The sequence below is a fragment of the Bailinhaonella thermotolerans genome (assembly GCF_003594875.1).
GTDB lineage: Bacteria > Actinomycetota > Actinomycetes > Streptosporangiales > Streptosporangiaceae > Bailinhaonella > Bailinhaonella thermotolerans.
In genome coordinates this window covers 117,264-131,205 of the sequence record NZ_QZEY01000016.1, presented here as the reverse complement: position 1 = coordinate 131,205, position 13,942 = coordinate 117,264, and the positions used below count along the sequence as shown (strand labels likewise).

Annotated in this window: 13 protein-coding genes; 6 read left to right on the top strand and 7 right to left on the bottom strand. The window is 73.2% G+C overall.

Annotated features, from left to right (window positions below):
* Positions 1-3 precede the first annotated feature (3 nt).
* Together D5H75_RS30650 and D5H75_RS30645 are read right to left on the bottom strand one after the other, a co-directional pair.
* Entirely contained in the window at positions 4-1,038 is a 1,035-nt protein-coding gene (locus D5H75_RS30650) for an ABC transporter substrate-binding protein (protein ID WP_242454624.1), read from the bottom strand.
* Between the two features lie 355 nt (positions 1,039-1,393).
* A complete protein-coding gene (locus D5H75_RS30645) occupies positions 1,394-1,996 on the bottom strand; it encodes a class I SAM-dependent methyltransferase (RefSeq protein WP_202638653.1) in 603 nt (200 codons plus the stop codon).
* A gap of 158 nt (positions 1,997-2,154) precedes the next feature.
* Here D5H75_RS30645 and speB point away from each other — a divergent pair, with 158 nt between their 5' ends.
* The gene (speB, locus tag D5H75_RS30640; protein ID WP_119930053.1) at positions 2,155-3,156 is read left to right on the top strand and encodes an agmatinase; all 1,002 of its coding nucleotides are present in this window, start codon (positions 2,155-2,157) and stop codon (positions 3,154-3,156) included.
* 201 nt (positions 3,157-3,357) lie between these two features.
* Here the strand turns inward: speB and D5H75_RS30635 are convergent, their stop codons facing one another.
* The 4 genes from D5H75_RS30635 to D5H75_RS30620 all read right to left on the bottom strand — a co-directional run bounded on the left by D5H75_RS30635 (position 3,358) and on the right by D5H75_RS30620 (position 8,347).
* Positions 3,358-4,167: an aminotransferase class IV family protein gene (locus D5H75_RS30635; RefSeq protein ID WP_119930052.1), complete on the bottom strand. Its 810-nt coding sequence runs from the start codon at positions 4,165-4,167 to the stop codon at positions 3,358-3,360.
* 209 nt (positions 4,168-4,376) lie between these two features.
* Entirely contained in the window at positions 4,377-5,801 is a 1,425-nt protein-coding gene (gene gndA, locus D5H75_RS30630) for an NADP-dependent phosphogluconate dehydrogenase (protein ID WP_119930051.1), read from the bottom strand.
* A gap of 20 nt (positions 5,802-5,821) precedes the next feature.
* The gene (locus D5H75_RS30625) at positions 5,822-7,348 is read right to left on the bottom strand and encodes an MFS transporter (protein ID WP_119930050.1); all 1,527 of its coding nucleotides are present in this window, start codon (positions 7,346-7,348) and stop codon (positions 5,822-5,824) included.
* Positions 7,349-7,684: 336 nt separating this feature from the next.
* The gene (locus D5H75_RS30620) at positions 7,685-8,347 is read right to left on the bottom strand and encodes a CHAP domain-containing protein (RefSeq protein ID WP_202638652.1); all 663 of its coding nucleotides are present in this window, start codon (positions 8,345-8,347) and stop codon (positions 7,685-7,687) included.
* A gap of 650 nt (positions 8,348-8,997) precedes the next feature.
* Here D5H75_RS30620 and D5H75_RS30615 point away from each other — a divergent pair.
* The 4 genes from D5H75_RS30615 (at position 8,998) to D5H75_RS30595 (ending at position 11,968) form a co-directional block, all read left to right on the top strand.
* The gene (locus D5H75_RS30615; protein WP_119930048.1) at positions 8,998-9,801 is read left to right on the top strand and encodes an SDR family NAD(P)-dependent oxidoreductase; all 804 of its coding nucleotides are present in this window, start codon (positions 8,998-9,000) and stop codon (positions 9,799-9,801) included.
* Positions 9,802-10,142: 341 nt separating this feature from the next.
* Complete coding sequence (locus tag D5H75_RS30605) at positions 10,143-10,868, top strand: CPBP family intramembrane glutamic endopeptidase (protein WP_119930047.1); 726 nt, start codon at positions 10,143-10,145, stop codon at positions 10,866-10,868.
* 15 nt (positions 10,869-10,883) lie between these two features.
* Positions 10,884-11,231 (top strand): PadR family transcriptional regulator, encoded by a 348-nt coding sequence (locus D5H75_RS30600; RefSeq protein ID WP_119930046.1) that lies wholly within the window; start codon positions 10,884-10,886, stop codon positions 11,229-11,231.
* Complete coding sequence (locus tag D5H75_RS30595; RefSeq protein WP_119930045.1) at positions 11,228-11,968, top strand: hypothetical protein; 741 nt, start codon at positions 11,228-11,230, stop codon at positions 11,966-11,968. Before D5H75_RS30600 ends, D5H75_RS30595 begins: the two co-directional genes overlap by 4 nt.
* 2 nt (positions 11,969-11,970) lie before the next feature.
* Here D5H75_RS30595 and D5H75_RS30590 read toward each other — a convergent pair whose 3' ends face one another.
* Positions 11,971-12,369 carry a DUF3224 domain-containing protein gene (locus D5H75_RS30590; protein ID WP_119930044.1) on the bottom strand — a complete coding sequence of 133 codons (399 nt, stop codon included), beginning with the start codon at positions 12,367-12,369 and terminating at the stop codon, positions 11,971-11,973.
* A 234-nt stretch (positions 12,370-12,603) separates the two neighbouring features.
* On the opposite strand from D5H75_RS30590, the gene D5H75_RS30585 reads away from it, so the two are divergent.
* Entirely contained in the window at positions 12,604-13,845 is a 1,242-nt protein-coding gene (locus D5H75_RS30585; RefSeq protein WP_202638651.1) for a cytochrome P450 family protein, read from the top strand.
* The last annotated feature ends 97 nt before the right edge of the window (positions 13,846-13,942 follow it).

Sequence of the window (13,942 nt, the reverse complement as noted above, 5' to 3'; positions counted from 1 at the left end):
GGCTCACGAGGCCACCCCCGTCCCGCTCGCGAAGGGGTTGAACTCGTTGGTGTAGACGTCGCCGGGCTTCACCTGGCCGGGCCTGATCTCGCCCTCGCGCACCAGCCAGTCGATCCAGCGCTGGAAGTCCTGGTCGGACAGGACCCCGCCGGGGGCGGCCAGGCCGCTGCTCTTCCAGTACCGCACGTTCGAGGCGTCCTCGTTGCGCCCGCGCTTCTGAATGATCTTCGTGGAACGCTCGATGACCTCGGCGGGCGTGTGCGTCTGGGTCCAGCGGACGGCCTTGGCGTACCCCGCGACGAACTTCTCGACCACGTCCCGGTTGCGCGCGACGAAGTCCTCCCGGAAGACGACCGCGCCGCCCGTGAACGGCCCGAACAGGGCGAAGTCGGTGTAGAGCGCGCGGACGCCGCCGCGTTCGAGGGCCTTGTCGCGCAGCACGCCGCTCAGCGCCGCCACGTCGATCTGGCCCTGCCGCAGCGCCTGCTCGGTGCTGACCGGCGGGACGACGACGAGCTGCACCTGCTCGGCCTCCTCGGGGGTCAGCCCGCCGCGCCGCAGGTACTCCTTGGTGGCGGCCTCGAAGTGCGCGCCGAGCGTGTTCACGCCGACCTTCTTGCCGATCAGGTCGCGCGCGTTCCTGATCGGGCTGTCCTCCTTGACGAAGAACCCGACATGGGTCTTGTCGTCCGCGCCGTACCACCCGGCCACGGCCCTGATAGGGGCGCGGGCGGCGCGGAGCTTGATGATCGCGCCGTTGAAGGCGGCGCCGAAGTCGGTCTGGCCGGTGGCGACCGACTGGATGTCCTGGGGGCCGGAGGTGGTGTTGCCGACCCACTTGAGCCGGACGCCGTCGAGGTAACCGAGGTCCTGGGCCAGCTCGGCGAAGCCGACGGCGCCGGCCTGGCCCTGGTAGCGCAGCTCGGTCACGGTGCCGGGACCGCCGGCCCCGGCCTTGGCCGCCGAGCCGCAGGCCGCGGCCGCGGGCAGCAGCGCGGCCAGCAGTACGGCGGGCAGGGCACGTCTGATCTTGATCACGAATCGTCCTCACGGGTAGCGGGCACGCTCGCGCCGACGCGGCGTGCCCGGCACGTGGACAGGCACATGGGAGGGACACCTGGCAGGGGACACGTGGGCTCCGTCGGCCACGTGGGGAGACAGGCCCGGGGCGCGCGGCGGCGGAGGGCCGCGGGCGGCGGGTCAGGGAGCGGAATTCGCGATCAGCAACACTGCGCGCTGGCGACGTGGCCGAAGTCCACGTGCGGGCGCCCGGTCAGACGCAGTCCCTGGATCATGGCTCCACGCTAAGAGGCCCGGAGCGTTAAGTCAACATTCCCTACCTGATTAATAGGAATCTCGCCGGCGCGACCCCCGCGCCGGCCCGCGCCCGGGATCAGCGGGGGACGGGCGTGAAGGCGAGGGTGGTCATGTGGACGCCCTCCCGGCCGTGCAGGTCGGGACGGTCGGCCAGGTGGATCAGGCGCAGGCGGCGGCCGGCGGCGAGGGCGGCGGTCTCCTCCACCGGCACGTCGAACATGCGGCGGCCGGGCGGGACCGGGCCGCGCCGGACGACCATGGCGAGCACGCCGCCGGGGGCCAGCAGGTCGGCGAGGGTGACCATGGCGCGCCCGCGCTCGGTCGCGTCGAGGTGCATCCAGACGGCCGTCAGGAGGATCAGGTCGTACCGGCCGCCGCGCCGCCGCACCTCCGCCAGGTCGGGCAGGTGGTCGTCGAGCCACTCGACGGGGAGATCGCCGTGGAGGCGCGTGCCGTGGGCGCGGAGCTCCGGGGTGGGCTCGACGGCGACGACCTCGTGGCCGAGCGCGGCCAGGGCGGCGGCGTCGCGGCCCGTGCCCGCGCCGACGTCCAGGACGCGGGCGGGCGGGGCCGGGTACAGGTGGAGCGTCTCGGCGTGGACCTGGCGGAAGGACACGCTTTCGTACTGCTTCGCGAGGTCGTCGGCGGCCTGGCCGTACCCCATGGTTCCCGGGATCACCCCGCCGATTCTCCCCGGCGTACGGCTCTCGCGCGCGGTTTCGGCCCTCGCGAGCCCCGGTTACGCGCGGGACTTCCGGAGAGGGGGCCGGGTGGATTGAATGGCAGTCCGATTCGCGAGGCCCGGCTACGTCCGGGCAGCTTGGCTGGAGGTACGGCTTGAGCCGGTATGGGGCGATGTACGGGCCGGACATCACGTTTCTCGGGGTCGATCGGTGCGACCTCACCGACCCGGAGACGTTCCGGGACGCCGACGTGGTGATCGTGGGGGCGCCCTTCGACGGGGGGACCTCGCACCGGCCGGGGACGCGGTTCGGGCCGATGGCGATCCGGGCGACGGACTACCTGCCGGCGGACGGGTCGCGGCCGCACATGGCGCTGCGGGTGGACGCGCTGCGGGATCTGCGGGTGGTGGACGCCGGGGACGTGGAGTGCTTCTCCGGGGACATCGAGACCAGCGTCAGGAACATCGAGGAGGCCGTGGCCACCGTCGCGCGGGCCGGGGCCGTGCCGGTCGTCCTCGGCGGAGACCACACGATCGCGCTGCCCGACGTCACGGGGGTGGCCCGGCACCACGGGTTCGGGCGGGTGTCGGTGATCCACTTCGACGCGCACGCGGACACCGGGGACATCGAGTTCGGCTCGCTGCTCGGGCACGGGCAGCCGATGCGGCGGCTGATCGAGTCGGGGGCGGCGCGCGGCGACCGGTTCCTCCAGATCGGGCTGCGGGGGTACTGGCCGGGGCCGGACACGCTGGCGTGGATGGCCGAGCAGCGCATGCGGTCCTACGAGATGAGCGAGATCGTCTCGCGCGGGCTGGACGCGTGCCTGGACGAGGCGTTCGAGATCGCCCTGGACGACTGCGACGCGGTGTTCCTGTCGGTGGACGTGGACGTGGTGGACCCGGGCATGGCCCCGGGCACGGGCACGCCGGAGCCCGGCGGGTTCACCGCGCGGCAACTGCTGGACGCGGTGCGGCGCGTGTGCACGGAGCTGCCGGTGGCCGGGGTGGACATCGTCGAGGTGAGCCCGCCGTACGACCACGCCGAGATCACCGCCATGCTCGGGAACCGCGTCGTGCTGGAGGCCCTGTCCGGCCTGGCCGCCCGCCGCCGCGGCATCACCTGGCGGCCGGACCGCCCCCTGCTCGAAGACCGCTGACCCCCGCGCGTCCACGGGACCCGCCGGGGACCCGTGGACGCGCGGCGGAACCCGCGGGCGTGGCGGAACCCGTGGACGTACGACTCGTGGACGTACGACTCGCGGACGCACGACTCGCGGACGCACGACTCGCGGACGCACGACTCGTGGGCGTACGGCGGGGCGCTGGGCCGGGCGGCGCGGCGCGGGGAGACGGGCGCGTCACGGGGCGACGGGCGGCTCGGCCCGGTACGCCTGGTGCAGCAGCCCGGTGAAGGCCGGCGCGTCCGGCAGCGCCACGTCGCCGATCCGATGGACGGGCACGCCCGGCGTCCAGGAGTTCATGACCACGGCGCCGGACAGGCCGGGGAGGTCGGCCGGGGTGACCTCGCGCTCGCGCTGCGGGACGCCGAGGCGGGCGAGCTGCCGGCGGACGATGGACATGGTCGTCCCGGTCAGCATCTCCGCCACCGGCCACACCACCGCCTCGCCGTCCCAGAAGGCCAGGTTCCAGATGGACGCCTCGCTGAACCGGCCGCGCCGATCCACGAAGGCGGCGTCGTCGAAGCCCCGTGCGACGGCCTCGCGCAGGTAATAGGTCTTGCCGACCTCGCCGACGTGCTTGACGGCCGGCAGGTCGCGCTCGTGCTCGACCACCGCGAGGGAGAGCGGCCCGCTCGGGCCGGAGGCGGGCGGCCCGGTGCGGACCAGCAGCTCCGGCTCGGCGTCGGCCGCGACGAACTCGCCCGCCGGGGAGAACACCGTGGCCGTCAGTGACAGGTCGGCGGGCCCGGCCTCCAGCGCCCCGCGCAGGAGCGACCGCACCCGGTCGTCGAGCAGCGCCCGGCCGAACATCGTCATCGACGCGGCGCGCAGCCGCGCCAGGTGCAGGTCCAGGCCCCGGACCCGGCCGTCCCGCACCTGCATGGCGGTGAAGTGGGCGTAACCGGCGAAGGCCAGCGGCGTCAGGTCCGCGACGTCCGCGGAACGGCCGTCTCGCTCGGTGACGAAGGACGCGGTGGCGGCGCTCATCGGGATCTCCCCTCAGATCGTGATCGGTCGCCCCCGGCCTTCCCGCCGGGGCTCACAGGAGAGCCTGCCGCCGCCGCGCGGGATCACCCAGACACCCGCTGTTCCTACTACCACCGGTATCACCCTCGGCCGCCCGGCACGGCGAAGCCGTACGCCCACAAGGTGACGAGGGTTCCCGTGGACGTACGGCGGGCCGGGGTGAGGGTCGGTCAGGCCTGGTGCTCGGCGCGGTCGCCGGACCAGTCGGTGTGGAAGACGCCCTCCTTGTCCACCCGCTGGTAGGTGTGGGCGCCGAAGTAGTCGCGCAGGCCCTGGATGAGGGACGCCGGGAGGCGGTCGCGGCGCAGGCCGTCGTAGTAGGCCAGGGCCGAGGAGAAGCCGGGGGTGGGGACGCCGATGCGGGCGGCGGTCGCCACCACCTTGCGCCAGGAGTCCTGCGCCTCGGCCAGCGCCCCGGCGAAGGCCGGTGCGGTGAGCAGGGTGGGCAGCTCGCGGTTCTCGTCGTACGCCTCGCGGATGCGGTCGAGGAACCGGGCGCGGATGATGCAGCCGCCGCGCCAGATCGTGGCCATCGCGCCCAGGTCGAGGTCCCAGCCGTACTCGCGGGACGCCGCCGCCATCTGGTCGAAGCCCTGGGCGTACGCGACGATCTTGGAGGCGTACAGCGCCCGCCGCACGTCCTCGACCAGCTCGCGGCCCGCCACCGGGCCCTCGTCGGGACCGGCGAGGGAGCGGGCGGCGGCGCGCTGCTCGGGGTGGCCGGACAGGGCGCGGGCGAAGACCGCCTCGGCGATGCCGGTCACGGGCACGCCCAGCTCAAGGGCGCTCTGCACGGTCCAGCGGCCGGTGCCCTTCTGCTCGGCGCGGTCCACGATGACGTCCACCAGCGGCCGGCCGGTCCCGGCGTCCACCTGGTCGAGCACCTCGGCGGTGATCTCGATGAGGTACGACTCCAGCTCGCCGGCGTTCCACTCGCGGAAGACCCCGGCCAGCTCCGCCGGGGACAGGCCCGACGCCTGCCGGAGCAGGTCGTAGGACTCCGCGATGAGCTGCATGTCGGCGTACTCGATGCCGTTGTGCACCATCTTCACGAAGTGCCCGGCGCCGTCCGGCCCGACGTACGTCGCGCACGGCACGCCGTCCACCTTGGCCGCGATGTCCTCCAGGATGGGGCCCAGCGCCTCGTACGACTCGCGGGAACCGCCGGGCATGATGCTCGGGCCGTTCAGCGCGCCCTCCTCGCCGCCGGAGATCCCGGCGCCGACGAAGTGGATGCCCCGCTCGCGCAGCGCGGCCTCCCTGCGGCGGGTGTCCTCGAAGTGGGCGTTCCCGCCGTCCACGATCATGTCGCCGGGCTCCATCAGCGCCGCGAGCCGCTCGATCACGGCGTCCGTGCCCGCGCCCGCCTTCACCATGATGATCGCCCGCCGGGGCCGCTTGAGCGACGCGACGAAGCTCTCCAGGTCCTCGGCCGGGTGGAACGTCCCCTCGTGCCCGAACTCCTCCACCAGCGCCCGCGTCTTGCCGGCCGACCGGTTGTGGACCGCCACGCCGTACCCGTGCCGCGCGAGGTTGCGCGCCAGGTTGCGTCCCATGACCGCCAGGCCGGTGACGCCGATGTCCGCGAGATCCATCCCAAGCTCCTTATGCGTCTTCATGTGTCGTCAACAGAGGTGCTACGGCGGGCAGAGGTGCGGATCAGCACCAGGACCGCGATGCCCAGCGCGGCCCCGGCGGGTGCGAGGAGCCCCGTGCGCAGGGCGGCCTCCCAGCTCGCGCCGGTGGAGTGCAGCGCGCCGAAGAACACCGCGCCGACGATGGTGACACCCAGCGCCCCAGCGGTCTCCTGCGCCGTCCCCAGCACACCGGAGGCGACACCCGCGTGGCGCTGCCGGACACCCTCCAGCACCATTGAGATCAGCGGCGCCATGACCAGGCCCATTCCCGATCCGGCCAGGAAAAGTCCGGGGACCAGCCCGGCCGGCGTGGCGCCGCCGGACACCGCGTGCGCGATCAGGCCCAGCCCGGCGGCCAGCCCCAGCGCGCCCGCGACGGGGAGGCGCGGCCCGAGCCGCCTGCCGAGCCTGCTCGTCTGCGTCGAGGTCAGGAAGAACCCGGCGTTGAGCGCGGTGAACACCGTGCCCGCCGCCAGCGGCCCCATCCCGAGCCCCTCCTGCAGGTAGATCGCGACCACGAACGACACCCCCGCCGAGGTGCCGAACAGGAACATCACCGCGAGCAGCCCGAGCGCGAAGCCCCGCTCCCGGAACACCGCCGGGTCCAGCAGCGGCTCCCGCCCCGCGGCCATCCGCCGCCGCTGCCAGGCCGCGAAGCCGCCCAGGATCGGGGCCGCCGCGCCCAGCGTCGCCCAGGTCCACGCGCTGAACCCGTGCTCACCACCGTGGACCAGCGGGAACACGACCGCCAGCAACCCGGCCGCCAGCAGCGCCGCCCCGAAGGGGTCGAGCCGCGCGAGCTTTCCCGCGTGCCCGCCCGCGGCCGCCCCGGCCCGTACGCCACGGGGGTCCTCCGCCGGAGACCCGGGCTCGGCGCCCGGCGCGGGGACGTCGGGGACGAGGCGGCGGGTGAGCGCCAGCGCGATCAGGCCGGCGGGCAGGTTGACCAGGAAGCACGTGCGCCAGCCGAGCCCGGCCGGGTCGGCGGCCACGAGGAACCCGCCGATCGCCTGGCCGCTGACCCCGGCGAAGCCGACGGCGGTGCCGTACCAGCCGAAGGCGCGGGCGCGGCGCTCGCCCGGGTACAGCGCGCCGATCAGGGCGAGCACCTGGGGGGCGAGCAGCGCGGCGGCCAGGCCCTGGGCGACGCGGCCGGCGATGAGCAGCCCGGGGGTCGGGGCGAGGCCGCACCAGACCGACGCGGCGGTGAACAGCGCCAGGCCCGCGGTGAACACCCGGCGCCTGCCGAACAGGTCGCCCAGGCGGCCCGCGGTGATCAGCCCGGTGGCGTACGCCAGGCCGTACGCGGCGATCACGAACTGGGCGGCGGCCGGACCGGCGCCGAGGTCGCGGCGCAGCGAGGGCATGGCCACGTTCGCGATGAAGAAGTCGAGCGTGGTCATGAACACCGGCACGAGCAGCACCGGCAGCGCCGCCCAGCTTCCCGGCCGCGCGGACGCCGGACCGCGGACGGCGACGGGCCGGGACACGGTGATGGCGGACATCTGGGACTCCCTCTGCTCGCCGCCGCATGCCCGGCCTGCTGTCCGGATCCGGCGGAATGATCGTGGGAACCCCAATGTCGATCAGGGCGTTGCGGGTTCTCTCTCGGTCCGCTCTCGGTCCGGTTGTGGTCCGTCGCCATCGACCGCGATCCGGACATCGCACCCTGCTCGCACTCCGGGCGTCGCGCTCCGGACCCTGCACTCCGGGCGTCGCGCTCCGGGCATGCGAGAACGTCGCGCTCCGGGCATGCGAGAACCCCGCCTCTCCGGGGGGAGAGACGGGGTTCTCGGGCTCCGCCGGCCTGTCGCTCCTGTGAGCGGTTCAGGGGCCGCGGGTCAGGAGCGCTTGAACAGGTCGCGGACCTTCTTGGCGGTGGTCGCGACGACCAGCCCGCCGATCAGGACGGTGCCCATGGCCTCGGGCGCGCTGCTCGCGAGCGCGGCCGGGTCCGGCACCATCGCGGCCTGCTTGACCTCGACCTTGGCGTCGAGCGCGCCGGCGTCGAGCGCCTTGGCGGGCGCGGCCTTCCCGGCCAGGGGCTTGGCGGCCTTCTTCTTCTCCGCGACCTTGGCCGGGTCGCCGAAGCCGACGATGTCGTCCATGGTGCGGACCTTCTTGGTCGCCACGCCGCCGTCGATGTTGCCCTCGATGGTGTGGATCTCGCCGCCGTCGACGGACTGCACGATGCCGACGTGGTCGATCCCGGCGATGGACTTGCCGCCGGCCCAGTCGAAGAACACCAGGTCACCGGGCTTGGCCTTGGTGGTGAAGGCGTCGTGGTCCTGGAACCACTGGGCGTGCTCGACGGTGTAGGCGAACTGGCCCACGACGTCCTTCTGGCCGGTCTGGTTCGCGGCCCAGGACAGGAACATGTCGCACCAGGCGCCGGTCTCGTAGGCCGGGTCCTGCTTCACGTTCACGGAGAACCACTCGCCGAACTTGGAGCCGCCGTCGGCCTTCTCCTGGTAGCCGAGCTGGGTCTCCAGCAGCTTGAGCATGGTCTGAGGCTGGTAAGTCTGAGTCATGGTGAAGGGGGCGCCACTCAGGGTCACTGGGTTCGGCCATGCCGCTCTCACGGCCGGGACGCTGAGCCGCCGGGTAGGGAACCTGGCGTCGGACACCCGCACGCGCATGCGCGCGTGAGCCCGGGACGGGCGGGGGTGTGGCGGAGCCAGAGAACAGGGCCGGATCTCGCGGGCGTTGACACGCGGATCGGCCGGGTCACGCGGTCGTCCTGACCGGATGTCCAGCATGTATAACCAACCGGCTATCTAGGGCATTCCATGAGGTTTGCCCCGGTTTGACCGGTGGTCGCCCAGGCGGGACGGGCCATGACCATCACATGACGTGGTGCGATGTGTAACGCGTGGGTCGTTTGGGTAATTCCATGCACTTTTGGTGGATAGTGCCGGGTTCTACGGTGTTACGAGTCCGGCTCACCGAGCCCCGACCCGCTTCAGGCTGCGGTCGTGCGTACGGCGGCGCGATGGCCACCACCTGCGGAAACGGGCTCGTGCCGGCCTCTGGACGGGAAACGACAAGTTTCCGCGCGGAATTTCCTCGCCGCAAGTGCAACCGCTCACAGTGGGAGGGGTTCTTGTGGACGCGGGCCGAGAACGGGCCGTGTCCACCGGAACTAGGAGTCATCGTGGATCTCAAGCTGTCGGGCAAGGTCGCCGTCGTCACCGGGGCTTCCAAGGGCATCGGGCTCGCCGTGGCGCGGACCCTGCTGGAGGAGGGCGCGAAGGTGGTCGCCGCGTCGCGGTCCGCCTCGCCCGGGCTCGACGCGCTCGCCGGGGCGGACCTGCTGCACGTCCCCGCCGACCTGATGGACCCCGAGGCCCCGGCCCGCGTCGTCGCGGCGGCGGTGGAGCGCTTCGGCCGGCTGGACGTCCTGGTCAACAACGCCGGCGGCCCGCCGCCCGGCGTCAGCCTCCCCCGGCCGGGCTTCCTCACCCCGGACGACGACGACTGGCGCCAGATGTTCGAGTTCAACCTGTTCTCGACGGTCCGGGCGATCCGCGCGGCGATCCCGCACCTGCTGGAGACCGGCGGCTCCATCGTCAACGTCTCCTCGGGCAACGCCCGCCAGCCCGGCCCGATGAACGTGGACTACTCCGCCGCCAAGGCCGCCATGAACAACCTGACCAAGGCGCTGTCCGCCGAGTTCGCGCCCCAGGGCGTCCGCGTGAACACCGTCTCCCCCGGGCCGGTGCTCACGGCGTGGTGGACCGAGGAGGGCGGCGCGGCCGACATCCTCGCAGGTATGACCGGCACCGACCGCGACACCGTGATCGGCAAGGCCGCCCCGGAGATGATGGGCCTGGCCACCGGCCGTCTCGTGGACCCGCAGGAGATCGCCGACGCGGTCGTCCTGCTCGCCTCCCCGCGTTCGGCCAGCACCACCGGCGCGGAGTTCGCCATCGACGGCGGTCTGCTCAAGGAGCTCTGACCGGCCGGACCGGGCCGGGGAGCACCCCTCACACTCCCCGGCCCGCCACCTCACCGCGGCGCGGCGCCCTCCCCCGGGCGCCGCGCCGTTCGCGTTCCCGCCCTCCCGCGTTCCCGCCCTCCCGCCCTCCCGCGTTCCCGCCCTCCCGTCCTCCCGCGTTCCCGCGGACCTCCGGGCCCCGCGTCCCGCGTCCCGCGCCTGCCGTACGGCGGGGCGGCGGGCTCGCTGCGCCGTACCCACGGCAGGGGGGCTACTCAGGTGCGGGCGCTAGCTATGTTGCATTCCTAACTAGCTCGCTCTACAGTTTAGGTAGCAAGACACCGCATCAGGAGGTCCCCGCAATGTCCGTCTCCCCCCTCGCCGCCGCCCTCGCCATCGGCCTGGTCGCCCACGCGGCCTTCGTGAGCCCGATCCTCGGCAAGCGCGCCTACGAGAAGCTGGGGCGGACGCGGGACCGCGACCCCGGGGCCTACCGGCGGATGGTCCGGATCTGGTGCGGCGAGCTGTGGGCCATGGCCGCGATCGCGCTGCTCATCGTGGCCGCGGAGCCCGGCCTGGACCTGGCGGCGATCGGGCTGCGGCTCCCGTCCGACACGGGTTACCTGGCCGGCCTTCTGGTGGGCTTCTCGTTCATGACCGTGATCACGACGGTGCTCTTCCGGAAGCTCGCCGCCCGGGGCAGGAAGATCCCCGGCCAGGCGGCCCACCACGAGCTGCTCCCGCGCACCGGGGCCGAGCGCTGGCACGCCGCGGCGCTGTCGGTGACCGCCGGCATCACCGAGGAGATCGTCTTCCGCGGCCTGCTGATCGCCCTGGGCACGCAGGTCCTGGGCCTGAGCCTGCCCGTCGCGGCGGGGCTGGCGCTGGCGGTGTTCACGGCCGGCCACCTCTACCAGGGCTGGCACGGCATGCTGATGGTCACCCTGATCGGATTCGCGCTGACCATGCTCTACCTGCGCACCGGCGACATCCTCCTGCCGATCCTGGTGCACGCGCTGATCGACCTGCGCGGGCTGGTCTTCACCCCGCTCGCCAAGCGCCCGCAGCCCGTCACCACCGCAGCATAGGTAGGATCGCTAACCATGACGAGCGACCGACGCGCCAGTTGGCTCAAGGGCGTACTCGACCTGCTGGTGCTCGCCAGCCTGACCGACGGCGAGAACTACGGATACGAGATCGCCAAGGATCTGGCCGGGGCCGGTCTCGGCCAGATCAAGGGCGGCACCCTCTACCCCGTGCTGAACCGGCTGGAGGAGGCGGGCCTGGTCGCCGCGGAGTTCCGGGTCACCGAGCGCGGGCCCGGCCGGCGCTACTACCGGCTCACCGAGGAGGGCCGCCGCACGCTCACCGAGCAGAGCGGGCTGTGGCTGGAGTTCGACGAGGCCGTCCGGACCGTGTTGTCGAGAGGGAACGAGGAGGGCGCGCGATGAGCGAGCGGTACTTCCAGGAGCTGGCGGCCGGCCTGGCCGAGGCGGGCATGCCCGGGGACCGGATCCGCGCGACCGTCGACGAGCTGTCCGGCTACCTGACCGAGAGCGGCGGAACGCCGGAGGAGGAGTTCGGCCCGGTGGCCGAGCTGGTCCGCGAGCTGGTCCCCGAGGCCGCGCCCGAGAAGGCCGGCGAGCCCGCCGAGGGCGCCCGGACCTGGCGCTGGACCGCCGACATGCTCCACGACGTCGAGATGCTCAACCGGTACGGCGCGCAGGGCTGGGAGGTCGAGGGCATCTCCCGGGGCAAGTTCGTCAGCACCCGCGACCCCGAGCGGCCCCAGCAGTGGGAGTACCGCCGGGAGAACGTCACCTCCCTCAACCGCGCCCGGGTGCACGCCGAGCTCGCCCCCGACGGCTGGGAGCCGTGCGGCCGGTGGATCTTCGTCGAGTACTTCAAGCGCCCGAAGGCCGCGAGCGTGGGCCCGGAGGCGGAGCTGTCCGACCCGCCCGAGGCCCCGCGCCGCACCTTCTTCATGAGCCGTGCGTACTGGGTCCTCCTCGCCTGCGTCCTGGCCCTCGCGGTCGGCGGCGTCGTCCTGACGGACCTGGCCGGCCAGGGCTCCAACTTCAAGATCGGGATGATCGCGGGCGCGGTCGCCGCCGTCGCGGTCGCCGGCGTCCTGATGGGCGTGCAGAGCCGCCGCGAGCGCCGCGAGCGCCGCGACCGCCGGCGCTGACGCTACGGGAGCTCGTACTCCAGGGCGTAGTCGTGCCCGCCGTCCTCGTTCACGCTGATCCACATCCGCCCGCTGATCCCGGCCAGTTCCCCGCTCCCCGAGTCCGGCACCACGGTCACCCACAGCCCCTCGGCCCGCCCGCGCTCCATCGCCGCGCCGTGCTGGAGCAGGAACACCCCGCTCCGCCCGTGCACCGACACCGTCATCCGCTCGATCGCGACGTACGCCATGGAGCCCTCTACCGGTGTGCTCGCCGTGGTCAGCGCCGCCTCCGCGGTGCCCTCGACGTCGCCGTGGAAGGTCTTGCCCACTTCCACCCGGGCCAGCGCCAGCCCGTCCCGGTCGTCGTACGGCGTCGCGTCCCACCGGGTCACCTCGAACGTTCCCGTCGCCCTCGGCATGCCGTTCCTCCTCATGACGTCATCGGTGACGCCCGTACGACAGGTGTCCGTACGGGCCGGTGGCCATCCTCGCGGGGGTACCTGACAGATCCCGTCAGGTATGACGTGGGCCACCTCTGACGGTGATCTCCGGGCGGCGAGATTGTGCCGCGGGGACCTAGCCCGTACCTCCGGGAAGCGCTCGAATGAGGGCGGATGACTGCGAACCCATCGAAGTCAAGCGAGGAGCGTCACGTGGACACGTCCGCCCTGTGGACCGCAGAGACCAAGGCCGACCCGTTCCCCGTCTACTCGATGATGCGGAAGGAGGCCCCGGTCTGCCGCGTCGTCACCCCGGAGGGCTTCGAGATCTGGATGATCACCAGGTACGAGGACGTGCGCCAGGCGCTGACCGATCCGCGCCTGGCCAACGCGACGGAGCACGCCCCCGAGTGGCTGCGCAGCCTCGGCCTGGTCGGCGAGGGCGACGCGTCCCTCGGCCGGCACCTGCTCACCGTGGACCCGCCCGAGCACACGCGGCTACGGCGCCTGGTCAGCAAGGCGTTCACGCGCGGGCGCATGGAGGCGCTGCGGCCCCGCGTCCAGCGGATCACCGATGAGCTGCTGGACGCGATGGCGGCCGGGGAGGAGGCGGACCTGATCGAGAGCTTCGCGTTCCCGCTGCCGATCACGGTGATCTGCGAGCTGCTCGGCGTCCCCGGCGAGGACCAGGACGACTTCCGGGGATGGAGCAGGACGATCCTCACGGCCGCGTTCACGCCCGAGGGGATGGCCGAGCGGGCCGGGGCCGGGCGGTCCATGGCGCGGTACGTCGCGGGGCTGATCGCGCGGCGCCGGCCCGAGGTGGACCCCGCGGTGCCGCCCGGGGAGCAGCCCGACCTGATCAGCGGCCTGATCCTGGCGAGCGAGGACCGGGACACGCTGTCGGAGAGCGAGCTGAAGGCCATGATCCGGCTGCTGCTCATCGCCGGCCACGAGACCACGGTCAACCTGATCGGCAACGGCATGGTCTCGCTGTTCCGCCACCCCGATCAGCTTCGGCTGCTGCGCGAGCGGCCGGAGCTGCTGCCCGGCGCGATCGAGGAGCTGCTGCGGTACGACGGGCCGGTGGACCGGGGCATGTTCCGCTACACGACCGAGGACGTCGAGATCGGGGGTCAGCGGATCCCCAAGGGCAGCGCGGTGGTCGGGCTGCTGGGCTCGGCGGACCGCGACCCGGCGAGGTACGCCGACGCCGACGTCCTCGACATCACCCGCGAGGACACCGGTCACCTCGCCTTCGGCCACGGCGCGCACTTCTGCCTGGGCGCCCCGCTGGCCCGGGTGGAGGGCCAGGTCGCGATCGGCTCCCTCCTGGCCCGCTTCCCGGACATCTCCCTGGCCTGCGACCCGTCCGAACTGCGCTGGCACTCGGGCGGCTTCGGCGTGGTCCGCGGCGTCGAGGCCCTCCCGGTCCGCCTCCGCGCGGGCACCTGACCCACCCCCTGCCGTGACCCCGTGACCCCGTGATCCCCCGTGACTTCGTGACGCCGTGACCCGCGCGGTCTCGCGGCGCGGTGTGAGCCGGAAACCC